Consider the following 20,770-nt stretch of genomic DNA (forward strand, 5'->3'; position numbering starts at 1 on the left):
AAACTTCGAGCAGTACAGTCGCTCAGCTTGGACGGCCGTGAAGCTGGACAGCACGCTCGGCGTTCATCTCGCCTTGTTTGTCGAAACTGAAGGATTTCTGCGGTTCGCCGAGCAATTCGGCTTTTTTCGAGTGGTATTCGTCGAAGGACAAACCGCGACGATTCAACGCCTCCAGCGCCAGCTCCTTGCTTTCTTCAGCGGTGTAGGGCCGCAGTTCCGGGGAAACATGGCTGGCACATCCGGCGAGTACGGAGACCGCGAGCAGCAAGAAAGTGGCGAATAGAGGTTTCATGGTGTGACGTCCTGGCATCTGGGTTCGGGGCAATGAACACAGGCTACCCGCGCCTTTCGATGGGCAGAAATCAACGCTCTCGATAGTGGGTATTGAGGTCATGCGTAGCACTGGATCAGCGGGGGCGCCGCAGCGTAATCCCAATCCCGACAGTCCCCCGATCCGTAGGAGCGAGGCTTGCCCGCGAAGGCGTCCGCGAGATCGCCTTCGCCGGCAAGCCTGGCTCCTACAGGATCGCGCATATCTCCGAATGATCTATAAATATCAACCAATGGTCTTTTGAGGAATAACAAAGAGCCTTTATAACAACCCCATCGCCTTTCACAACTGTTGCCCACGCAACTGTTCGCCAGGCAACAGTCATTCAACAAACAGTCCTTCAAATCGCACAGCGCGCTTTCATCAATACGCTGCAGGCCACGGAATACGTGGGCTCGATGGATTGGTACAGCTCTTGCTCAAGCCCTGTGACTACTCACTGCTCGCTGAGCAACTGTTTAAAAAGGAACTGATCATGTCGCGTCCATTGAAAGTCGTTGCCCTGTCCGGCGGTACCTGGCGGCCGTCCCGCACCTTAGTGCTGACTCAGGCCCTGTTGGCCGAACTGGCCGGGCAATTGCCGATCGAGAGCAAGCTGATCGAACTGGGCGACATTGCCCGTCCACTGGGCGCCGCACTCTCGCGCCAGGAACTGAGCGCAGACATCGAAGCCGAGCTGCAAGCCATCGAGAATGCCGACCTGCTGATCGTCGCCGCGCCGGTCTATCGCGGTTCCTACCCGGGCCTGCTCAAACACCTTTTTGATCTGATCGATCTGAACGCGCTGATCGATACGCCAGTGCTGCTTGCCGCCACCGGTGGCAGCGAACGGCATGCGCTGGTCCTCGATCATCAACTGCGGCCGCTGTTCAGTTTCTTCCAGGCGCTGACCCTGCCGATCGGCGTCTACGCCACCGAAGCCGATTTCGCCAATTACCAAATAACCAGTGAGCCCTTGAAGGCCCGCATTCGTCTTGCTGCAGAACGCGCCGCGCCGTTGTTCGGCGTGCACCCCAAAAATCTGCTGAAAATCGCTTAAGGATCTCTTCATGGATGTTTTCTGGTTTCTGCCGACCCACGGCGACGGCCATTACCTGGGCACTACGCAGGGCGCCCGCCCGGTGACCCTCAATTATCTGAAGCAAGTGGCACAGGCCGCCGACAGCCTCGGCTACCACGGCGTGCTGATTCCCACCGGGCGTTCCTGCGAGGATTCGTGGGTGATCGCTTCGGCGCTGGTGCCGTTGACCGAACGCCTGCGCTATCTGGTGGCGATTCGTCCGGGGATCATTTCGCCAACCGTCTCGGCACGCATGGCGGCCACGCTGGATCGACTGTCCAACGGCCGTTTGCTGATCAACGTGGTGACCGGCGGCGACCCGGACGAAAACCGTGGCGACGGCATCTTCCTCGATCACAGCGAACGCTACGAAGTCACCGACGAATTCCTGAAGATCTGGCGCCGGGTGCTGCAAGGCGAAGCGGTGGATTTCGAAGGCAAACATTTGCAGGTGCAAAACGCCAAAGCCCTTTATCCGCCGGTGCAGAAACCCTATCCGCCGTTGTACTTCGGTGGTTCGTCCGAAGCCGCCCATGAACTGGCCGCCGAGCAGGTCGATGTGTACCTGACCTGGGGTGAACCGCCGGCCGCCGTGGCCGAAAAACTCGCCGATGTGCGCGAGCGCGCGGCACGCAACGGGCGCACGGTGAAGTTCGGGATTCGCCTGCATGTGATCGTTCGTGAGACGGCCGAGGAAGCCTGGAAAGCCGCTGACAAACTGATCGAACACATCAGCGACGAGACCATCGCCGCCGCGCAGAAGTCGTTCTCGCGTTTCGATTCCGAAGGCCAGCGGCGCATGGCTGCGTTGCATGACGGCCGTCGCGACAACCTGGAAATTGCCCCCAACCTCTGGGCCGGTGTCGGCCTGGTGCGCGGCGGTGCCGGGACGGCGCTGGTGGGTGATCCGCTGCAAGTGGCGGCGCGCATCAAGGAATATGCGGACTTGGGGATCGAGAGTTTCATCTTCTCCGGCTACCCGCACCTTGAAGAGGCGTATCGCTTTGCCGAGCTGGTGTTCCCATTGTTGCCTGAACCGTATGCCAGCCTGGCCGGACGCGGTGTCACCAACCTCACCGGGCCGTTTGGCGAAATGATCGCCAATGACGTGCTGCCCGCCAAAGCCACGGCCTAGAAAACGCGTCTCCAGGGGATTTGGAAATATTGTGGCGAGGGAGCTTGCTCCCGCTGGACTGCGGAGCAGTCCCATAACAGGCCAGCGCGGTTTCTCTGGAAGACCGCATCAGCCGGTTGACGACTGCTGCGCAGCCGAGCGGGAGCAAGCTCCCTCGCCACAAAGGCCCGCCCCCAAGAGGTTTGTGTCGATCCTATGAGGAACCCCGCGTGACTGCCAAGCCGCAAAGCGCCCTGATATCTCCCTTGCAGACCGCCCGCCGACTGGCCGCCGAGTTTGCGTTGACCGCTGTCGAGCGTGACGAGCGCGGTGGTACGCCGAAAGCCGAGCGTGACGCGTTGCGCCATAGCGGCCTGCTCGCCTTGAGCATTCCGGTCCAGTATGGCGGCCTCGGCGCCAGTTGGAGTGACACCCTGACCATCGTGCGCGAGTTCGCCAAGGTCGACAGCTCGATTGCCCACGTCTTCGGTTTTCATCACTTGATGCTCGCCACCGTGCGCCTGTTCGCCCGGCCCGAGCAATGGCAGCCGTGGTTCGAACAAACGGCACGCAAGAACTGGTTCTGGGGCAATGCCCTCAACCCGCTGGACACCCGCACCGTGGTGAAGAAGCTCAGTGGCTGGCGCGAGTTTTCCGGCAAGAAAAGTTTCTGCTCCGGCGCCAGCGATTCGGAAATGCTGATCGCCTCGGCGGTGGACGAAAGTGCCGGCGGCAAGCTGTTGATCGCCGCCATTCCCAGTGGCCGCAGCGGCATCACCCTGCACAACGACTGGAACAACATGGGCCAGCGCCAGACCGACAGTGGCAGCGCCACGTTCGAACGGGTGCGAGTCGAAGAATCAGAACTGCTACTCGATCCGGGACCGTTGAGCACACCGTTCGCCTGTCTGCGACCGTTGATTGCGCAGCTGACGTTCACCCACATGTTCCTCGGCATTGCCGAAGGCGCCTTCGAAGAGGCGCGGCAATACACCCTCACCGAAACCCGGCCGTGGCACAAATCCAGCGCTCAGGATGTGCGCCAGGACCCGTACGTGCTCGGCCATTACGGCGAATTCTGGGTGGCGCTTGAAGGCGTTCGCTTGCTGGTGGAACGCGCCGCCGACCTGCTCGACAAGGCCTGGGCGAAAGGCCCGAACCTCAGCGCCGAAGAACGCGGACACCTGGCCACGGCCATCGCCACGGCCAAGGTCGCCGCCACCCGCAACGGCCTCGAACTCTGCAGCCGGCTGTTCGAAGTGACCGGCGCGCGCTCGACTCACGCCTCCCTGCGGCTGGACCGCCACTGGCGCAACCTGCGCACGCAAACCCTGCACGACCCGGTGGATTACAAACTCCATGAACTGGGCGATTGGGCACTGAACCAGTCCCTGCCGATTCCGACTTTCTATTCATAGCCTTCTCATGGAGACGCCCCATGCAACTGCTGACCTTACCGCCCTCGCCCGCCCTGGCCACCTCCATCCGCGCCACGGCCCAGGTGTTCGAAGACCCGAAATCCCAGGCCCTGCTCGCCCACATCCAACAAGTCGCGCCCAGCGAAGCCAGCGTGCTGATCATTGGCGAAACCGGCACCGGCAAGGAGTTGGTGGCGCGACATATCCACAACCTCAGCGCCCGGCGTAACCGACCGTTCGTGGCGGTGAACTGCGGTGCGTTCTCCGAATCCCTGGTCGAGGCTGAGTTGTTCGGCCACGAAAAAGGCGCGTTCACCGGGGCCTTGAGCGCCAAGGCCGGCTGGTTCGAAGAGGCCGATGGCGGGACGTTGTTCCTCGATGAAATCGGCGATCTGCCGATGGCGATTCAGGTCAAGCTGCTGCGAGTGTTGCAGGAGCGCGAAGTGGTGCGACTGGGTTCGCGCAAGAGTATTCCGATCAACGTGCGCGTGCTGGCGGCGACCAACGTGCAACTGGAAAAAGCCATCAACGCCGGGCATTTTCGCGAGGACCTGTATTACCGCCTCGACGTGGTCAGCCTGGAACTGAGCCCGTTGCGTGATCGCCCCGACGACATCCTGCCGCTGACCCGACACTTCGTCGAAGCCTATAGCCAGCGCCTGGGTTACGGCACCGTCACCATCAGCAAAGAGGCCGAGCTGAAACTGCGCAGCTACAGTTGGCCGGGCAACATCCGCGAACTGGAAAATGTCATTCACCACACCCTGCTGATCTGCCGTAACGGCGTGATCGAACGCGATGACCTGCGCCTGTCGAACATGCGCATCGAACGTCAGGACGATCACCACGCGGGCGTCGACGACTCACCGGAAGCCTTGCTTGACCGGGCGTTTCAGAAGCTGTTCGAGGAACAGGCCGGCGCGCTGCACGAGAAGGTCGAAGACGCCCTGTTGCGCGCGGCCTACCGCTTCAGTCATTACAACCAGGTGCACACGGCAGCGCTGCTGGGCTTGAGCCGCAACGTGACGCGCACGCGGCTGATCAAGATCGGCGAACTGGCGGTGAACAAGCGCCGGCCCACGGAAAACGTGCAGGGTGAACGCTTGATGCAATTGTCGATTTAACCCACCAGATTGCAGTGCAACGCGTCGTCGTGGCTACGTTCCAGACTGTGCAGCACCTGGAACGAGCCGAAGATCACGGTTTTCGCCTGATGGGCTCGGATCAGCTGCCAGAAATCCTGCTCGCCGCTTTCGAAACTCCGGAACGCGGCTTCCCCCGCCTCGCGAGATTGCCATTGCAGGTAATTGAGCACCCGCCGGCCGTCGTCGCTGGCCTGAATACTGGCACTCAGAAATCCGCTGTAGCCCTGGGCCAGACGTTCGGTCTGCTGCGATAACGCCGACACCAATGCAGGTTGCTGATGGGGTTCGATCTCGAATTCGATCAACTGGGTGAAGCTGCGATTTTTCTCTGGCGCTTGCATGAAAAGTCCCCACTGACGTGTAAGACGGATCTTGCGATCCGAAGGCCTGCAGGGTAAAACCTCGAGTTAACTAGAGGTCAAGAGGCATTTTTCAAATGATCACCTCGGAAAATCTGCATAAAGAACTCACCGTCGGCCAATTGGCCGCCCGCAGCGGCGTGGCGGTCACGGCGCTGCATTTTTATGAAGCCAGGGGGCTGATCAAAAGCAATCGCAATCAGGGCAACCAGCGGCGCTATCCACGGGAAGTGTTGCGGCGGGTGGCGCTGATCAAGGTGGCGCAGCGCCTGGGGATTCCGTTGGCGGAGATTGGTGAGGCGTTGAAAATTCTGCCGGATAACCGGGCGCCCACGGCGGCGGACTGGAAGGTGTTGTCGGCTCAGTGGAGTCGGGAGCTCGATGAGCGGATCAATCAGCTGACTTTGCTGCGGGACAAGCTCAACGGCTGTATCGGCTGTGGGTGTTTGTCGATGGAGGCGTGTCCGTTGCGTAATTTTGGGGATGTGCTGGGCGAGCAAGGGCCTGGCGCACAGCTGTTGGAGTGATCGTTTCCACCTGTGGCGAGGGAGCTTGCTCCCGCTCGGCTGCGCAGCAGTCGTAAAATCGGCTATCACGGTCCATCTGAAGCACCGCATGCTCCGGTTTTGGGGCTGCTGCGCAGCCCAGCGGGAGCAAGCTCCCTCGCCACAGTTTATGAGTGAACTTAGAACCCCGGTGCAATCTGCCCTTTGTAGCGGGTCAGGATGAACTGTCGAACCTCATCGGAATTCAACGCCTTGGCCAGTTTCTGCAAACCCGGGTCATTGATGTTGTCCGGGCGGGCCACCAAAAACTCGATGTACAGGCTCTTGCCCTTCTCGACGATCAACGCGCTGTTGGTGTCGATCCCCGCTTCCAGCGCGTAGTTGGCGAAGACAAACGCCAGGTCCACCTGGCTCACCGAACGCGCCAGCAATGCGCCTTCCAGTTCACGGATTTTCAGGTGTTTCGGGTTTTCGATGATGTCGCGCTGAGTCGCCAGCGTATTGCTCGGGTCCTTGAGCTTGATCAGCCCAGCCTCGTGCAACAGCACCAGCGCGCGACCGGTGTTCACCGGGTCGTTGGGGATCGACACGGTGGCGCCATCCTTGAGTTCGGAAATGTTTTTGATTTTGGTCGAATAGGCCCCGAACGGTTCGATGTGCACACCGACCACCGGCACCAGGTCGGTGTGGCGGGTCTTGTTGTAGTCATCGAGAAACGGCCGGTACTGGTAATAGTTGGCGTCGAGATTCTTCAGCGCAAGCTGCTGGTTGGGCTGGATGAAGTCGGTGAAGACCTTGATGTCCAGGTCCACGCCTTCCTTGGCCAGGGTTGGTTTGACGAACTCGAGGATCTCCGCGTGCGGCACCGGCGTGGCGCCGACGGTGAGTTTTTCGTTGGCGTGAACGCTCAACGAGACGAGGGCAGCCAGAATGGCCAGGGTCTTTTTCATGTTGTGCTCCTAGGCAGATTGAGTGGCCCTCGTGGGGTGGACGTGGGGCCTGAGTTTTTTTTTGAATCGAATATTTATCGTCGGCTGTAGCGCGCCACCAATCGGTCCCCGGTCATTTGCAGGGCCTGGACCAGAATCAGCAACAGCACCACGGTGACCACCATCACGTCGGTCTGAAAACGCTGGTAGCCGTAGCGGATCGCCAGGTCGCCCAGACCGCCGCCGCCAATCACACCGGCCATTGCCGTGTAATCCACCAGCACAATCGCGGTCACCGTGACCGCCGCCAGCAACCCGCCGCGAGCCTCGGGCAACAAGGTGTGGCGGATGATTTGCCACGTGGTGCCGCCCATGGACTGGGTCGCTTCCACCACCCCGCGATCGACTTCGCGCAAGGCGGTTTCCACCAGCCGCGCGAAGAACGGCGTGCAGCCGACGACCAGCGGCGGAATGGTCCCCGGCACGCCCAGCGAGGTGCCAACCAGCAGCGTGGTCAGGGGAATCAACACGATCAGCAAAATGATGAACGGCAGCGAACGCAGCGTGTTCACGATCACCGACAGCACCCGGTAAACGCCGATCGCTTCGTGCAACTGGCGCTTGCCGGTCAGGAACAGCACCACGCCCAACGGCAATCCCAGCAGCACGGTAAAACCGAGTGCCGCGCCGAGCATGCTCAACGTGTCGAGACAGGCCTGGCCGATATCGGCCCAGTAAATGTTTTTGAACAATTCGGCCATGATCAGGACCAGTCGTGGCGCGGCGGTTTCACGCCATTGAGCAACCAGTTGCCGACCACGTGGTACTTCCAGCGCACCGGGTCATGCAGCGTGTGCACCCGGGCGTTGCGCCAGTGACGGTCGAAGTTGTGCTTCTTCAGGGTCGAGCGGGTGCCGCCGAGTTCGAACAGTTTGTTGCTGGCTTCGATGGTGATTTCGGTGGTCAGCACTTTGGCCTTGGCGACGGCGAGGGACGCTTGGGCGACGTTGTCTTCATCGGGTGCCGGACGCGCCGCATCCAGCGCCCAACCGGCGCGTTCGAGCAAGGCTTCGGCGGCTTCCAGGCGAATCTCCAGACCGCCAACCTGAATGATGGTCAACGGATCTTCGCTGGCCTTTTCCACGCCCGCATCAATCCATGGCCGAGCGGATTGCTGAACGAAGGCAATGGTGTCGCGCAGGGCTGCGCGGGCGATGCCGGCGTCGATGGCGGCGGTGGTCAATTGCGCGAACGGGCCGGCCAGGGTCGGGCTTTCGTACGAACGCCAGGTCGGGAACACGTTGAACGCCGCGACGTGCAGGTCCTCGGCCAGCACGGTTCCGCTGGACGTGGTGCGCTGACCGATGCTGTCCCAGTCGTCGACGATCACCAGCCCTTGGGTGCCGCGTTCGACGAAGGACAACTGGCCCTTCTGCTCTTCATCCAGCGCCAGCACCGCCAGCCAGTGGGCGTAGAGCGAGCCGGTGCAGTAACCCTTGCGGCCGTCGATCACATGGCCGTCGCCATAGCGGCGGATGGTCGCCTGAATGTCCTGCACGTTCTTGCCGCCGGTTTCCGACAGGGCATTGGCAAAGCGATGCCCTTGCAACGCCAAACCAAAGAAGTGCGCCTGCTGCTCGGGCGTGCCTTGCAGGCGGATGTCTTCCAGCAGGCAATAGTGGTTTTGCGGGATCTGCCCGAGGGACGGATCGGCCGCCGAGATGATCGCGATGACCTGCGCCAGCACTGCGTACGACACCTGTGCGCCACCAAATTCCTTCGGCACGCTGATGCCCCACAAACCACTGTTGGAATACAGGTCGACGATCTCGGCAGGCACCTGGCGGCTGCGGTCGCGCTCGGCGTCCTGTTCCAGCAAGACCGCGGCGACGCGCTCGGCCACACGCAAGGCTTCGGCTTCGTCGGCGATCCGATGGGCGGCCGGCGGGTTGATCGGATAAACGGCAGATTCAGGCATACAAGTCTCTCGGTACCAGTGTTTACCAGAGGACATTGCAGCTTCTGTGCCTGACCGCCCGAGCCCGTGTTTTCGGGTAGTTCAGGGGTAATTTCGGGGTTTGAACAGACGCGCTCCGAGCATTCTGTTACTTCACTGTTGATAGCTGAACAGTGGCGTTGCTGCTCGTCGGGCACTCGGTTGTCGGAAAAGGGCTGACCTATAGTTGTTCGACCGGAAATCGGCGAAGGAACACCTTTCACTCAGACAAGAACAGGGAGACCGATCATGAGCGTCAAACCCATTCCAGAGGGTTATCACAGCATCACCCCATATCTGGGCATCCAGAAAGCGGCGGAAGCCATCGAGTTCTACAAGAAAGCCTTCGGTGCCACTGAAGTCATGCGCCTGTCCATGCCCGACGGCGGCATCGGCCACGCCGAACTGCGCATCGGCGATTGCCCGATCATGCTCGGTACGCCGTGCGACCAGGGGCCGTTGAGCAATCCGGACACGTCACCGTCCGTGGGCTTGCACCTGTATGTGAACGATGTGGACACGTCTTACAAACAGGCGATTGCGGCCGGCGGCACGGTGGTGTCCGAGGTCAAGGATCAGTTTTATGGCGACCGTTCGGGAACCTTGAAGGATCCCTATGGGCATTTGTGGTTTCTGGCGACACGCAAGGAGGATTTGAGTCAGGAGCAGATTGAGCAGCGGGCTAAGGAGATGTTTAAGCAGGGTTGATATTTTCAGTGCCTGTTCGGGCCTCATCGCGGGCAAGCCCGCTCCCACAGGGTTCTGTGTTGTATGGAAAAATTGCGAACGACACAAAACCTGTAGGAGCGAGGCTTGCCCGCGAAGAGGCCATCAGCAACACCACACATTCCTTGAACACACTTCATGAACAAGCGCACCACGCTTTGCGCCTTGCCCTCACCGCTCAACACTTTCAGGATGCAGGCAACTACAACAAGGAGACCTCCATGTTCGCCGGATTCCTGAAAGACCAGCGCCACGTCAACGGTGTCGACATTGCCTACCGCATCGGCGGCAGCGGGCCGGGGCTGCTGTTGCTGCACGGACACCCGCAGACCCACGTCATCTGGCACAAGGTAGCCGAACAACTGGCCGAGCACTTCACCGTGATCGCCGCCGACCTGCGCGGTTATGGCGACAGCGGTAAACCGCCGGCCAACGATCACCACACACACTATTCCAAACGCGAGATGGCCAAGGATGCCGTGGCGCTGATGAACGCCATGGGCTTCGAGCGATTCTCGGTACTGGCCCACGACCGGGGCGCCCGTGTCGCCCATCGTCTGGCGCTGGATCATCCGGACGCCGTGCAACGCATGGTGCTGCTCGACATCGCCCCCACGCTGTCGATGTACGCGCAAACCAATGAAGCCTTTGCCCGCGCCTATTGGCACTGGTTCTTCCTGATCCGCCCGGCACCGTTGCCGGAAACCCTGATCGAAGCCGACCCCGAAGCCTACTTGCGCAGCGTGATGGGCAGTCGCAGCGCCGGGCTGAAACCCTTCACCGCCGAAGCCTTTGGCGAATACCTGCGCTGCCTGAAACTGCCGGGCACTGCGCGGGGGATCTGCGAGGATTACCGCGCCAGTGCCAGCATCGATCTGGAGCATGACCGCGCCGACATCGACGCCGGCCATCATCTGAACCTGCCGCTGCTGGTTTTGTGGGGCGCCGAAGGCACGGTCGGACGCTGTTTCGAACCGCTCAAGGAATGGCAACATGTCGCCACCGACGTGCGCGGCAAAACGCTGCCCGCCGGTCATTACATCGCCGAAGAAGCCCCCGAACTGCTGCTTGCCGAAGTGCTGGGTTTCCTGCGCTGACACCCCCGCCGCGCTGCTATGCTGGCGGCTCATGCCGCCAATGCCCGTTCTGTCATGACCACCAAGAAAGACACCGTGCCCCTTCCCGAAGACTTGCGTGTATTCCTCACCGTCGTGCGCAAAAGCGGTTTCGCCGCCGCCGCCGATGAACTGGGCCTGTCGCCCGCCTACGTCAGCAAACGCATCCAGATTCTCGAAACCACCCTCGGCACGCGCCTGCTGCACCGCACCAGCCGCCGCATCGCGCTGACCGAGGACGGCGAGCGCGTGCAGCGCTGGGCGTTGCGCATTCTCGATGACTTCCAGCAACTGCACGACGAACTCTCCGACGCCCACGACAGCCCTCGCGGGCGTCTGCATCTGTGCAGCAGTTTCGGTTTTGGCCGTCACCACGTGGCGCCGGCCGTGTCGTTGCTGGCCGAGCGTTATCCGGACCTGGAGATTCGCCTCGACCTGTTCGACCGGGTGGTGGACATTGTCAGTGAAGGCTTCGATCTGGAGATCCGTGTCGGCGACGACATTCCCGGTCAGCACATCGGCCGGCGCCTGGTGAGCAATCGGCGGGTGGTGTGTGCGGCGCCCGGTTACCTGCAACGCCAGGGTGTGCCGCAGACGTTAAGCGAACTGGAGCAGCATCATTGCCTGGTGATCAAGGAGCGCGACAACGCGTTCGGCATCTGGAATCTGGAACGCGACGGGGTTCAAGAAAGCGTGCGGGTCAGCGGACCGCTGTCGTCCAATAACGGCGAGATTGTCTTGCAGTGGGCACTGGACGGGCGAGGTGTGGTGCTGCGGTCATTGTGGGATGTGAAACCGTTGCTGGATCAGGGGCGGTTGGTGCAGTTGCTGCCCGAGTACAGTCAGAGCGCCAACGTCTGGGCGGTGTACCCGACACGGCTGGCGTACTCGGGGAAGTTGCGGGCGTGTGTGGAGTTTTTGCAGGCGCATTTCGAGGGGTTGTCGGTTTGATTTTTGGTGTATTGGTGGGCCCCTTCGCGGGCAAGCCTCGCTCCTACAGGTTTTGTATTGTCCGCGAATAACGCGCGATCCCTGTAGGAGCGAGGCTTGCCCGCGAAGGCGATTTCAGCTCAGCCAGGGATTTGCCGCCAGATGCTCACGTTCGAAGGCTTTGATCTGGTCGCTACGCTGCAAGGTGCTACCGATGGCGTCGAGGCCGAGCAATAGCGCGGTTTTGCGCAAGGTGTCGATCTCGAACGGGATGACCTCGCCGTCATGGAGGCGAATCTCCTGCGCCTGCAGATCAACACTGATCTGCGCACCCTCAGCCTGACTGACGACCCGGCCGAGCCGTTGCAACACCGACTCATCGAGGGTAATCAGCAACACGCCGTTGCGCTGGCAGTTGTCGTAAAAGATCCCGGCAAAGCTGCTGCCGATCAGCGCGCGGATACCCATCTGCTTCAAGCCCCAGACCGCATGCTCCCGGCTCGACCCACAACCGAAATTCGGTCCGACCACCATGAAGCTCGCACCCTGCCGCGCTGGCTGATTCAGCACGAACTCGGGGTTGGGTCGACCATCCGGTAAAAACCGCAAATCAAAAAACAACCCTCGATCCAGCCCGGCGCGGTCGATGCCCTTGAGAAACTGTTTGGGCATGATCACGTCGGTGTCGATGTTGGCCGCCAGCATCGGCGCAGCCTTGCCGCTGACGTGGGTAAACGGTTGCAGGCTCATGCGCGGTCTCCAAAGTGGCGGATGTCGGTCAAGCGGCCGGTGATCGCGGCTGCGGCGACCATCGCCGGGCTCATCAAATGCGTGCGGGCGCCGGCGCCCTGGCGGCCTTCGAAATTGCGGTTGGTGCTGGAGGCGCAGCGGTCGCCCGGCGCCAACACGTCGTCGTTCATGGCCAGGCACATCGAGCAGCCGGACTGACGCCACTCAAACCCGGCCTCGATAAAGATCGCCGCCAGGCCTTCGGCTTCAGCCTGATTGCGCACTTCGGTGGAGCCCGGCACGATCATCGCCCGCACGTGTTCGGCGACGTGTTTGCCGCGCACCACACTGGCGGCGTCGCGCAGGTCTTCGATACGGGCGTTGGTGCAGGAACCAATAAACGCGTGGCTGATGACGATGTCGCTCAGCGGCATGCCCGCTTCGAGGCCCATGTAAGTCAGGGCGCGGCGCATGTCCTGGCGCAGGATCAGGTCGCTGACATCTTGCGGGTCCGGCACGCGGGCGCCGATCGGTGATGCCTGGTCCGGGCTGGTGCCCCAGGTGACCATCGGCTCGAGCGCGCTGGCGTCCAGCGACACTTCGCGGTCGAACTGCGCATAGGCGTCGCTGTGCAAGGCGCGCCATTGCTCGACGGCCTGGTCCCACAACGCACCTTTGGGCGCGCGGGGTTTGTCCTTTAGGTAGGCGAAGACTTTTTCATCCGGCGCCATGAACGCGCCACGCGCCCCGGCCTCCACCGCCATGTTGCAAATGGTCATGCGCGCCTCGACGCTGAGCGCATCGATGGTCGAACCGCAAAACTCGATGGCATAGCCCGTGGCTCCGGACGCGCCGATCCGGCCGATCAGCGCCATGATCACGTCCTTGGACGTCAGCCCCGACGCCAGTACGCCGTCCACCGTCACGCGCAGGCTTTTCAGGCGTTTGTAGACGAGGGTCTGGGACGCCAGCAGGTGTTCGATTTCCGAGGTGCCGATGCCGAAACCGAACGCGCCGAGGGCGCCGTACGTGGTGGTGTGGCTGTCGCCTGCGGCAATCACCATGCCCGGCAGGATGAAGCCCTGCTCCGGGGCAATGACGTGTTCGATGCCCTGGCGCTTGTCGAGGATGTCGAGCAATTCGATGCCGAAGTCCCGGCAGTTTTCCGCCAGGTACGACACCTGCCGCGCCCCGCCGGCGTCCGGCATGGCGGCCACGCGATTCGGTGCCGTGGGGTTGACGTGATCGACCACCGCCAGCGCGGTGCCGGGGCGCCAGACCCCGCGCCTGGCCTCGCGCAGACCGCTGAATGCCTGGGGACTGGTGTATTCGTTGATGACCTGGCGATCGATGTACAACAGGACGTGGCCCTGGTCATCGAGACGACACACCGTGTGGGAATCGATGTGTTTGTTGTAAAGGGTTCTTGCTGAAGTCATGGGATTGTTCGCTCAGGCTCGCGGGTTTCAGGCGTCTGCGCCCCATCTTAGGCAGTCGCCCGGCCCCATCAATGGCCGGAGAGTGATCCCGTGAACCATGTTTCGTGTTGGATCAAGGGATCTGTGTTCTCAGCAATACGAAACATTTACTTTCATATCCCGGTTCGGGATTTCTGATTCTCATTCGTCTTATATAGATGCAGTCGGTTCGCGTAGGCAAAAGCCACGACCGTACTTTTCATGGACCCCACGCTGGGAAGCCCGCAGCCAAGGCCCTCTCATCACTACAAGACCTTGATCATGTCTAAGAAATCCCGTTCAAAAATCTGGTTTCTGGTCCATAGCTGGCTGGCACTGCCCATCTGGTTTTTTGTGCTGATCGTCTGTGTGACCGGCACGCTGGCGGTGATCAGCCAGGAAATCGTCTGGCTGGCCAACCCGCAGATGCGCGCCAGCCAACCCGCAGACGATGCACCGCTGCTGAGCTACGACCAGCTCATCGCGGCGATCAAGCAGGCCGAGCCGCAGGTCCTGGTCGAGAGCATCAGCCGACCCGACGAATCGCATTTCGCCCTGGACGTGGAAGTCACCTATCCCGACGGCCGTTCGGTGGTGGTTTACGTCAACCCTTACAGCGGCGTGATCCAGGGCACGGCCCCGCAATTCAACTTCAGGGCGTTCACCCGCGCCTTGCATGGCTGGTGGCTGGTGCCGTTCACCAACGGCTACAGCTGGGGCTGGTACCTGGTGTCGTTTCTCAGCCTGCCGCTGCTGGCTTCGCTGATTACCGGGTTGGTGGTCTACAAACGCTTCTGGAAAGGTTTCTTGCGGCCGACCGTGCGCATTCGTCATGGCGCGCGGATTTTCTGGGGCGACTTTCACCGACTCAGCGGTATCTGGTCGATCTGGTTCATCGCAGTGATTTCCGTGACCAGTACCTGGTTCCTGATCGAAGCGTTCATGTTCGATAACCAGATCACAATTTCCACCGCCCCGGTGGCGCCCGTGGTTCCGCGAGAAAGCGTGCCCCTCACCGCCGATGGCTCGCCAGCACCGATGATCAGCCTGGAAACCGCGATCCGCGAAGCCAAGGAACGCATTCCCGGCCTCGAAGACAGCTTCGTCAGCCTGCCCGCCAATGCCTACAGTTACCTCTCGGTGGGCGGCCGCAGTTGGTATCCGCTGATGTTCCAGACCGCCGAGATCAACCCGTACACCGGCGATGTTGCCGTCACCCGCCTGCTCTCGGACCGCTCCGGGCTGGAGCTGGTGACCGAATCGATGCGGCCGCTGCACACCGGTGATTTCGGCGGGATCTGGATCAAGCTGATCTGGTTCTTCTTTGGCCTGCTCCTGAGCATGATGGTCCTCAGCGGCCTGCTGATCTGGACCAAGCGCACCGCCCTGGCCACGGCCAACGCCCTCAAGCGCAGCAACAAACGTCCGCGCACTGCCGATGCCGCTCAAGCCACGAGCCGCGACACCACGGAGGTCAGCCAATGAGCCTGTTCGCCGCCGAAAAACCGGGTTCAAGACTGAGCCGCTTCTGGCACAAATGGCGCTTCCACATCAACGTTCTGCTGTTGCTGGTGCCGCTGGGCTTCATGCCTAAATACTTCGCCGATGCCGCGCTGTTTCGCGGGGACACCGGCCTGGGTGAGCGGGAAATCGGGGAAGTTCAGGTCGGGCCGTGGAGCCTGCGTCTGGCGGAATTCCGCAACGAAGCACCGCGCCTCGATGGCCCGGCCGGTTACATGAAGAGCTTCAACGCGGCGTTGTGCGACAGCTGCCGCGAGCAGGTCAAGGCCACTTACCTGCGCATTGGCAAGCCGCGCAGCCTGCGCGCCGCCGGGGTGATTTTCTTTGGCACGCCTTACCGCATGGGCGCCATGCTGCCGATCCCGGAAAAGACCCAGGCCGACGCCGAGCTGTGGATCACCATGGAAGGCTGGGACGGCGCCATGCATCAAGCGTCCATTCCGCTGAGCCAGGCATCCCCCGCCACCCTGGAGTGGCTGAACAAACAAGGAGGCAAACCATGAGCAACGCACTTCGCCCTCTCCACGCTGTTTTGCTGGTGCTGTGCGCGGGTTTCAGCGCCAGTGCCCTGGCCCACAACCCGATGTGCGAGTGCAAGGCCATCGACGCCGAGCAGATCCAGTGCACCGGCGGTTTCTCCGACGGCAGCGGCGCACCGGGCGTGACCCTCGATGTGATCGGCTACGACGAAACCATCCTGGTGCCGGGCAAGCTCGGGGCCGATTCCAAACTGACCTTCAAGAAACCCAGCGCCGAGTTCTACGTGCTGTTCGATGCCGGCCCCGGCCACGTCGTCGAGATCGACCAAGCGGACATCGAAGCCCCATGAGTACACCTACTACGCACGTCGTCCGCCCGGCCGGTGCCGGCCATGAAACCCTCTATGTGCTGCTGTTGTGTCTGATGATCCTGGCGGTCGCCGGCTCGGTGGTCGCCTGGCGCCATGAGTCCCAGGAAACCAGCAACGTCAGCAGCCATCAACTGGATGCGCGCCGCGACCTGAGCGCTTCCGAGCAAGGCATCTACGCCGACCTGCGGGTGACGCTGGACGAGATTCACCTGCTGCGTCAGGAACAGCAAACCCTGCCGACACCTGCAACCCTCGCCGACGAGGGCTTTGCGCCGTTTGCCCAGGACGACAGTTCCGTCAGCCGTGGCGCTCATGCCTGGCAATTGCTTGATGCCAAGGCCTACTTCGGCCAGAGCCAGGCGCCCGCCGTGGCCGGTTCGTTTCTGATGCGCCTGACCGCTGAGGATGACGCGCCGGACACCTGGCTCAACCGCGCCGCCGACCTCAAGGCCCCGACCGACCTCACTGACGCCGCGCTGGAAAGCGCCGGCTGGCAGCAGATCGTCGCGCAATTCGATGCCGGCGTGACCCGCCAGCATCGGCACTGAACCTTCGCCTTCACCCGAGAGAAGACCGCTTTCCCATGCCTATTTCATCTCAACGCTCTTTCTTGCGCCTGCTGCTGGTCGGGCTGCTCGCCTGCCTGCTGACACCCCTGGCCAGCGCCGACGAAGCCAAGCGCCTGCGCATCGGCATCACCCTGCACCCTTATTACAGCTACGTGGCCAACATCGTCGGCGACAAGGCTGAAGTGGTGCCGCTGATTCCGGCCGGTTTCAACCCCCATGCCTACGAGCCCCGCGCCGAAGACATCAAGCGCATCAGCGGGCTGGACGTGATCGTGCTCAACGGCGTCGGCCATGACGACTTCGCCGACCGCATGATCGCTGCCAGCGAAACGCCGAACGTGCCGGTGATCGAGGCCAACGAAAACGTACCGCTGCTGGCCGCCACCGGTGTCGCCGCTCGCGGTGCCGGCAAGGTCGTGAACCCGCATACCTTCCTGTCGATCAGCGCGTCCATCGCCCAGGTCAACAACATCGCCCGTGAACTGGGCAAGCTCGACCCGGACAACGCCAAGACCTACACCCAGAACGCTCGCGCCTACGGCAAACGCCTGCGGCAGATGCGCGCCGACGCCCTGGCGAAACTGACCCAGGCGCCGAATGCCGAACTGCGGGTGGCCACGGTTCACGCGGCCTATGACTACCTGTTGCGCGAATTCGGCCTGGAAGTGACCGCCGTGGTCGAACCGGCGCACGGCATCGAGCCGAGCCCGAGCCAGCTGAAAAAGACCATCGATCAACTGCGCGAACTGGACGTGAAAGTGATCTTCTCGGAGATGGACTTCCCGTCGACCTACGTCGACACCATCCAACGTGAATCCGGGGTGAAGCTGTACCCGCTGTCGCACATTTCCTATGGCGAATACACCGCCGACAAATACGAAAAGGAAATGACCGGCAACCTCAACACCGTGGTCCGGGCGATTCAGGAGTCGGGCGCATGACGGCTAAAGAAACTATCGGTTCGACCAACCCCGAATCCCCTGTGGGAGCGAGCCTGCTCGCGAAGGCGTCCAGTCAGCCGACATCATCGTTAAATGACACACCGCAATCGCGAGCAGGCTCGCTCCCACAGGTTTCGGGGCCAACCCTAGACTTTGCGGAGGTCAGCCTGACGCTGGGTCGCACGACGATCCTCGACAAGGTGACCTTCCAGGTGCAGCCCGGCAGCGTGCATGCGCTGGTCGGCCCCAACGGTGGCGGCAAGAGTTCGTTGATCAAGACCCTGCTCGGGCAGATGCCGCATCAGGGTCGCCTGAGCCTGCAATGGCCGGGTGAACCCGGGACCATCGGCTACGTGCCGCAAGCACTGGAATTCGATCGCGGGTTGCCGATGACCGTCGACGATTTCATGGCTGCCATGTGTCAACGGCGTCCGGCGTTTCTCGGTTTGAGCAAGCATTACGCGGCGGCGATTGGTGAGGCGTTGGAGCGGGTCGGCATGCAGGACAAGCGCAAGCGGCGCATGGGCGCGCTGTCCGGTGGCGAGCGTCAGCGCGTGTTGCTGGCGCAGGGGCTGATTCCGGCGCCGCAGTTGCTGGTGCTCGACGAGCCGATGTCGGCCCTCGATGAGGCGGGTATTCAGGTGTTTGAGCGGTTGCTGGGGGACTGGCGCAAGAGCGGCATCACTGTGCTGTGGATCGAGCACGACCTGGAAGCGGTCGGGCGTCTGGCGGATCGCGTCACCGGGCTCAATCGCCGGGTGCTGTTCGATGCCACACCGAAGCAGGCACTGACGCCCGAAAGATTGTTGACGCTGTTCTCCACCCATCCACGGAGCGCTGCCTGATGAGTTACGAAGCCTTTCGTTTGATGGTTCAGGGTTGGGCATCTTCAGGTTATCTGCCTGAAGCGCTGGCCTATGGATTCGTGGTCAACGCCCTGCTCGCCGGGTTGCTGATCGGCCCGGTGCTGGGCGGTCTGGGCACGCTGGTGGTGGTCAAGCGCTTTGCGTTTTTCTCCGAAGCCGTGGGTCATGCCGCATTGACCGGCGTGGCCATCGGCATTCTGCTCGGCGAGCCCTACACCGGGCCGTATGGCAGCCTGTTCGGTTACTGCCTGTTGTTCGGCATTTTGCTCAACTACCTGCGCAACCGTACGGGTCTGGCGCCGGACACGCTGATCGGCGTGTTCCTGTCGGTGTCGTTGGCGCTGGGCGCGAGCCTGCTGCTGATTCTGGCGGGCAAGATCAACGTGCACATTCTGGAAAACGTGTTGTTCGGGTCGGTGCTGACAGTCAACGGCAACGATTTGCTGGTGTTGGCCATCGTCGGTTCGCTGGTCATGGCGCTGGCGTTGCCGCTTTACAACCGCATCATGCTCGCCAGTTTCAACCCGCAACTGGCGGCGGTGCGTGGCGTCGCGGTAAAGACCCTGGATTACCTGTTTGTGATTCTGGTGACGCTGATCACCGTGGCGGCGGTGAAAGTCATCGGTGCGATTCTGGTCGGTGCGTTGTTGGTGATTCCAGCAGCGGCGGCGCGCTTACTCAGCCAGTCGCTGAAGGGGTTCTTCTGGTGCTCGGTGTTGATCGCGACGGTCAGCACGCTGTGCGGAATTCTTGCACCGATTGTCTTCGACCTGCCTATGCCGTCCGGCGCCGCGATCATTCTGGTGGCCGGTATCGCCTTCGCCCTCGCCGCCATAGCGCGCGGTGTTGTCCCCAGTCTGAAAGGGAACCTTGGATAATGTCATTTTCTCTGCGTCAACTGACTCTGGCCGTCGCCCTGTGCGGGCTGGTTAACACCTCGTTTGCGGCGGACAGCGCCAAACCGCTGCACGTGCTGGCGTCCCTGCCGATCACTTACGGGCTGGGCGAAGTGTTGCTCAAGGGCACTAACGTCAACCTTGAACGTGCGGCACCGGCGAACCTGCCCGGCAGCCGTCAGACCGCTTACTTCACCGGGCGTGGCGCGCCGGCGCTGGCGAAACTGGCGACGGATGCCGATGCGGTGATTGGTCTGCGCTCGCTGTGGGCGGATGATCCGCTGTACCCGATCTCCCGGCGCAGCAACATTCGTATTATCGAAGTCGATGCCGCGCGCCCGGTGGACGGCGCCCTGCCCGGCATCGCTGTGCAACCGGGCAACAAGGTAGATGGCTTGAACAGTCAGCCGTGGTTTTCCAGCAACAACATGGGGCGCATGGCGGATGTGATGGCGGCGGACCTGGTGCGCCTGGCGCCCGAGGCCAAGCCGAAAATCGAGGCGAACCTGGCGGCGCTCAAGCAGCGCTTGCTCAAGTTCAGTGCCGACAGCGAAGCGCGTATGGCCAGTGCCGATAACCTGAGTGTGATGAGCTTGAGCGATCACTTTGGCTATCTGATTGGCGGGCTCAATCTGGAGCTGATTGGGCTCGATGCGCGGCCGGATGCCGAGTGGACGCCCGAAGCGCTGAAGCAATTGGGTGCGACGCTGAAGGACAATGATGTGTCGGTGGTGTTGCATCATCGGCAGCCTTCGGAGGCGGTGAAAGCGGTGATTAGTGAGGCCGGTAGCCGGTTGGTGGTGTTGAGTGTGGATGCGGAGGATCCGGTGGGTGAGCTGGAGGGGAATGTGGATTTGGTGATTAAGGGGTTGAGTGGCGCCTGACGTCAGCCGTACCGCGTTATCGTTCTTCGTCGGAACGCTGTTCGGAGCTGGCTCGATTCCATTGATTGCTCTTGGTGTACATATCCGTTGCTGCGGTAACGGCGGCTATTGGTTCCGCTCTTACAGCGGGTCACTTGGAAAAGCGCCAAGTAACCAAGCGCTTTTGCCCCTTTCGTTCGGTGCCTCGCTAATGCTCGGCATGCCCTCCTTCCGGTCCTGCTCCGTGGGCCCGCCGCCATCGGCCATCCATGGCCGGGGGCGGCTAACCCGGCATCCATGCCGGGTTGCCCACTGCGCAGAACCTCCACTCGGCCTCTCGAGAGGGCGAACACCGCCACAGCACCGCGAGGCGGCCTTCGGGCCGACCTGGCTCATTGATCGTACGCATTCCCCTGTAGGAGCTGGCTTGCCAGCGATGGACGTTAACG

General features: G+C 61.8%; 23 protein-coding genes. 16 read left to right on the forward strand and 7 right to left on the reverse strand.

Going from position 1 to position 20,770, the window contains the following annotated elements:
• Window positions 1-22: 22 nt before the first annotated feature.
• Complete coding sequence (locus tag KJF94_RS17415; RefSeq protein ID WP_214377515.1) at window positions 23-292, reverse strand: hypothetical protein; 270 nt, start codon at window positions 290-292, stop codon at window positions 23-25.
• Between the two features lie 514 nt (window positions 293-806).
• Between KJF94_RS17415 and msuE the strand changes: the two genes are divergently transcribed.
• From msuE to KJF94_RS17435, 4 genes are all read left to right on the forward strand, one after another.
• On the forward strand, window positions 807-1,370 hold the full coding sequence (gene msuE / locus KJF94_RS17420) for an FMN reductase (protein WP_084323526.1): 564 nt from the start codon (window positions 807-809) through the stop codon (window positions 1,368-1,370).
• 10 nt (window positions 1,371-1,380) lie between these two features.
• Window positions 1,381-2,526: an FMNH2-dependent alkanesulfonate monooxygenase gene (gene ssuD / locus KJF94_RS17425; protein WP_214377516.1), complete on the forward strand. Its 1,146-nt coding sequence runs from the start codon at window positions 1,381-1,383 to the stop codon at window positions 2,524-2,526.
• A 209-nt stretch (window positions 2,527-2,735) separates the two neighbouring features.
• Window positions 2,736-3,923, forward strand: coding sequence for an acyl-CoA dehydrogenase family protein (locus KJF94_RS17430; protein ID WP_214377517.1), 1,188 nt, complete (start codon window positions 2,736-2,738; stop codon window positions 3,921-3,923).
• 20 nt (window positions 3,924-3,943) lie between these two features.
• Window positions 3,944-5,047, forward strand: a complete 1,104-nt coding sequence (locus tag KJF94_RS17435) for a sigma-54 interaction domain-containing protein (protein ID WP_084323532.1) — start codon at window positions 3,944-3,946, stop codon at window positions 5,045-5,047.
• Here the strand turns inward: KJF94_RS17435 and KJF94_RS17440 are convergent.
• Window positions 5,044-5,409: an antibiotic biosynthesis monooxygenase gene (locus KJF94_RS17440; RefSeq protein ID WP_214377518.1), complete on the reverse strand. Its 366-nt coding sequence runs from the start codon at window positions 5,407-5,409 to the stop codon at window positions 5,044-5,046. The genes KJF94_RS17435 and KJF94_RS17440 overlap by 4 nt on opposite strands.
• A 95-nt stretch (window positions 5,410-5,504) precedes the next feature.
• On the opposite strand from KJF94_RS17440, the gene soxR reads away from it, so the two are divergent.
• Complete coding sequence (gene soxR / locus KJF94_RS17445; protein ID WP_214377519.1) at window positions 5,505-5,954, forward strand: redox-sensitive transcriptional activator SoxR; 450 nt, start codon at window positions 5,505-5,507, stop codon at window positions 5,952-5,954.
• Window positions 5,955-6,112: 158 nt separating this feature from the next.
• Here the strand turns inward: soxR and KJF94_RS17450 are convergent, their stop codons facing one another.
• The 3 genes from KJF94_RS17450 to KJF94_RS17460 form a co-directional block, all read right to left on the reverse strand.
• Window positions 6,113-6,883, reverse strand: a complete 771-nt coding sequence (locus tag KJF94_RS17450; protein WP_214377520.1) for a MetQ/NlpA family ABC transporter substrate-binding protein — start codon at window positions 6,881-6,883, stop codon at window positions 6,113-6,115.
• A gap of 74 nt (window positions 6,884-6,957) precedes the next feature.
• The gene (locus tag KJF94_RS17455; RefSeq protein ID WP_214377521.1) at window positions 6,958-7,623 is read right to left on the reverse strand and encodes a methionine ABC transporter permease; all 666 of its coding nucleotides are present in this window, start codon (window positions 7,621-7,623) and stop codon (window positions 6,958-6,960) included.
• A gap of 2 nt (window positions 7,624-7,625) precedes the next feature.
• Entirely contained in the window at window positions 7,626-8,840 is a 1,215-nt protein-coding gene (locus KJF94_RS17460) for an SfnB family sulfur acquisition oxidoreductase (RefSeq protein WP_214377522.1), read from the reverse strand.
• 267 nt (window positions 8,841-9,107) lie between these two features.
• Here KJF94_RS17460 and KJF94_RS17465 point away from each other — a divergent pair, with 267 nt between their 5' ends.
• The 3 genes from KJF94_RS17465 (at window position 9,108) to KJF94_RS17475 (ending at window position 11,650) form a co-directional block, all read left to right on the forward strand.
• A complete protein-coding gene (locus KJF94_RS17465; protein WP_214377523.1) occupies window positions 9,108-9,566 on the forward strand; it encodes a VOC family protein in 459 nt (152 codons plus the stop codon).
• A gap of 239 nt (window positions 9,567-9,805) precedes the next feature.
• The gene (locus KJF94_RS17470) at window positions 9,806-10,681 is read left to right on the forward strand and encodes an alpha/beta fold hydrolase (protein WP_214377524.1); all 876 of its coding nucleotides are present in this window, start codon (window positions 9,806-9,808) and stop codon (window positions 10,679-10,681) included.
• A gap of 18 nt (window positions 10,682-10,699) precedes the next feature.
• Window positions 10,700-11,650, forward strand: coding sequence for a LysR substrate-binding domain-containing protein (locus tag KJF94_RS17475; RefSeq protein WP_214377525.1), 951 nt, complete (start codon window positions 10,700-10,702; stop codon window positions 11,648-11,650).
• Between the two features lie 114 nt (window positions 11,651-11,764).
• On the opposite strand, the gene leuD is transcribed toward KJF94_RS17475, so the two are convergent.
• Together leuD and leuC are read right to left on the reverse strand one after the other, a co-directional pair.
• Complete coding sequence (leuD, locus tag KJF94_RS17480; RefSeq protein ID WP_214377526.1) at window positions 11,765-12,379, reverse strand: 3-isopropylmalate dehydratase small subunit; 615 nt, start codon at window positions 12,377-12,379, stop codon at window positions 11,765-11,767.
• Complete coding sequence (gene leuC / locus KJF94_RS17485) at window positions 12,376-13,797, reverse strand: 3-isopropylmalate dehydratase large subunit (protein WP_214377527.1); 1,422 nt, start codon at window positions 13,795-13,797, stop codon at window positions 12,376-12,378. The genes leuD and leuC overlap by 4 nt, the downstream gene beginning before the upstream one ends.
• A gap of 300 nt (window positions 13,798-14,097) precedes the next feature.
• Here leuC and KJF94_RS17490 point away from each other — a divergent pair, with 300 nt between their 5' ends.
• Genes KJF94_RS17490 through KJF94_RS17525 form a run of 8 tightly spaced genes read left to right on the forward strand, consistent with a single transcriptional unit; the run spans window position 14,098 to window position 20,342 of the window.
• The gene (locus tag KJF94_RS17490) at window positions 14,098-15,300 is read left to right on the forward strand and encodes a PepSY-associated TM helix domain-containing protein (protein WP_214377528.1); all 1,203 of its coding nucleotides are present in this window, start codon (window positions 14,098-14,100) and stop codon (window positions 15,298-15,300) included.
• Window positions 15,297-15,839, forward strand: a complete 543-nt coding sequence (locus KJF94_RS17495) for a thiamine pyrophosphate-binding protein (protein ID WP_214377529.1) — start codon at window positions 15,297-15,299, stop codon at window positions 15,837-15,839. Before KJF94_RS17490 ends, KJF94_RS17495 begins: the two co-directional genes overlap by 4 nt.
• A complete protein-coding gene (locus tag KJF94_RS17500) occupies window positions 15,836-16,165 on the forward strand; it encodes a hypothetical protein (protein ID WP_214377530.1) in 330 nt (109 codons plus the stop codon). Before KJF94_RS17495 ends, KJF94_RS17500 begins: the two co-directional genes overlap by 4 nt.
• The gene (locus KJF94_RS17505) at window positions 16,162-16,734 is read left to right on the forward strand and encodes a DUF6162 family protein (RefSeq protein ID WP_214377531.1); all 573 of its coding nucleotides are present in this window, start codon (window positions 16,162-16,164) and stop codon (window positions 16,732-16,734) included. The genes KJF94_RS17500 and KJF94_RS17505 overlap by 4 nt, the downstream gene beginning before the upstream one ends.
• A gap of 35 nt (window positions 16,735-16,769) precedes the next feature.
• The gene (locus KJF94_RS17510) at window positions 16,770-17,696 is read left to right on the forward strand and encodes a metal ABC transporter substrate-binding protein (protein WP_214377532.1); all 927 of its coding nucleotides are present in this window, start codon (window positions 16,770-16,772) and stop codon (window positions 17,694-17,696) included.
• Entirely contained in the window at window positions 17,693-18,541 is an 849-nt protein-coding gene (locus tag KJF94_RS17515; RefSeq protein ID WP_214377533.1) for a metal ABC transporter ATP-binding protein, read from the forward strand. The genes KJF94_RS17510 and KJF94_RS17515 overlap by 4 nt, the downstream gene beginning before the upstream one ends.
• Window positions 18,541-19,440 (forward strand): metal ABC transporter permease, encoded by a 900-nt coding sequence (locus KJF94_RS17520; protein ID WP_214377534.1) that lies wholly within the window; start codon window positions 18,541-18,543, stop codon window positions 19,438-19,440. The genes KJF94_RS17515 and KJF94_RS17520 overlap by 1 nt, the downstream gene beginning before the upstream one ends.
• The gene (locus KJF94_RS17525) at window positions 19,440-20,342 is read left to right on the forward strand and encodes a metal ABC transporter substrate-binding protein (protein WP_214377535.1); all 903 of its coding nucleotides are present in this window, start codon (window positions 19,440-19,442) and stop codon (window positions 20,340-20,342) included. Before KJF94_RS17520 ends, KJF94_RS17525 begins: the two co-directional genes overlap by 1 nt.
• Window positions 20,343-20,770 lie beyond the last annotated feature (428 nt).

This window comes from Pseudomonas hormoni, assembly GCF_018502625.1.
Lineage (GTDB): Bacteria > Pseudomonadota > Gammaproteobacteria > Pseudomonadales > Pseudomonadaceae > Aquipseudomonas > Aquipseudomonas hormoni.

Excerpts from the sequence above, each read along its gene's own strand:
- leuC (WP_214377527.1), bottom strand. The coding sequence starts at position 13,797 with ATGACTTCAGCAAGAACCCTTTACAACAAACACATCGATTCCCACACG.
- KJF94_RS17495 (WP_214377529.1), top strand. The coding sequence starts at position 15,297 with ATGAGCCTGTTCGCCGCCGAAAAACCGGGTTCAAGACTGAGCCGCTTC.
- KJF94_RS17490 (WP_214377528.1), top strand. The coding sequence starts at position 14,098 with ATGTCTAAGAAATCCCGTTCAAAAATCTGGTTTCTGGTCCATAGCTGG.
- KJF94_RS17470 (WP_214377524.1), top strand. The coding sequence starts at position 9,806 with ATGTTCGCCGGATTCCTGAAAGACCAGCGCCACGTCAACGGTGTCGAC.
- KJF94_RS17465 (WP_214377523.1), top strand. The coding sequence starts at position 9,108 with ATGAGCGTCAAACCCATTCCAGAGGGTTATCACAGCATCACCCCATAT.
- KJF94_RS17435 (WP_084323532.1), top strand. The coding sequence starts at position 3,944 with ATGCAACTGCTGACCTTACCGCCCTCGCCCGCCCTGGCCACCTCCATC.
- KJF94_RS17510 (WP_214377532.1), top strand. The coding sequence starts at position 16,770 with ATGCCTATTTCATCTCAACGCTCTTTCTTGCGCCTGCTGCTGGTCGGG.
- KJF94_RS17520 (WP_214377534.1), top strand. The coding sequence starts at position 18,541 with ATGAGTTACGAAGCCTTTCGTTTGATGGTTCAGGGTTGGGCATCTTCA.
- KJF94_RS17440 (WP_214377518.1), bottom strand. The coding sequence starts at position 5,409 with ATGCAAGCGCCAGAGAAAAATCGCAGCTTCACCCAGTTGATCGAATTC.
- ssuD (WP_214377516.1), top strand. The coding sequence starts at position 1,381 with ATGGATGTTTTCTGGTTTCTGCCGACCCACGGCGACGGCCATTACCTG.
- KJF94_RS17505 (WP_214377531.1), top strand. The coding sequence starts at position 16,162 with ATGAGTACACCTACTACGCACGTCGTCCGCCCGGCCGGTGCCGGCCAT.
- KJF94_RS17460 (WP_214377522.1), bottom strand. The coding sequence starts at position 8,840 with ATGCCTGAATCTGCCGTTTATCCGATCAACCCGCCGGCCGCCCATCGG.
- KJF94_RS17475 (WP_214377525.1), top strand. The coding sequence starts at position 10,700 with ATGCTGGCGGCTCATGCCGCCAATGCCCGTTCTGTCATGACCACCAAG.
- KJF94_RS17525 (WP_214377535.1), top strand. The coding sequence starts at position 19,440 with ATGTCATTTTCTCTGCGTCAACTGACTCTGGCCGTCGCCCTGTGCGGG.
- soxR (WP_214377519.1), top strand. The coding sequence starts at position 5,505 with ATGATCACCTCGGAAAATCTGCATAAAGAACTCACCGTCGGCCAATTG.
- KJF94_RS17450 (WP_214377520.1), bottom strand. The coding sequence starts at position 6,883 with ATGAAAAAGACCCTGGCCATTCTGGCTGCCCTCGTCTCGTTGAGCGTT.
- KJF94_RS17415 (WP_214377515.1), bottom strand. The coding sequence starts at position 292 with ATGAAACCTCTATTCGCCACTTTCTTGCTGCTCGCGGTCTCCGTACTC.
- KJF94_RS17500 (WP_214377530.1), top strand. The coding sequence starts at position 15,836 with ATGAGCAACGCACTTCGCCCTCTCCACGCTGTTTTGCTGGTGCTGTGC.
- KJF94_RS17455 (WP_214377521.1), bottom strand. The coding sequence starts at position 7,623 with ATGGCCGAATTGTTCAAAAACATTTACTGGGCCGATATCGGCCAGGCC.
- leuD (WP_214377526.1), bottom strand. The coding sequence starts at position 12,379 with ATGAGCCTGCAACCGTTTACCCACGTCAGCGGCAAGGCTGCGCCGATG.
- msuE (WP_084323526.1), top strand. The coding sequence starts at position 807 with ATGTCGCGTCCATTGAAAGTCGTTGCCCTGTCCGGCGGTACCTGGCGG.
- KJF94_RS17515 (WP_214377533.1), top strand. The coding sequence starts at position 17,693 with ATGACGGCTAAAGAAACTATCGGTTCGACCAACCCCGAATCCCCTGTG.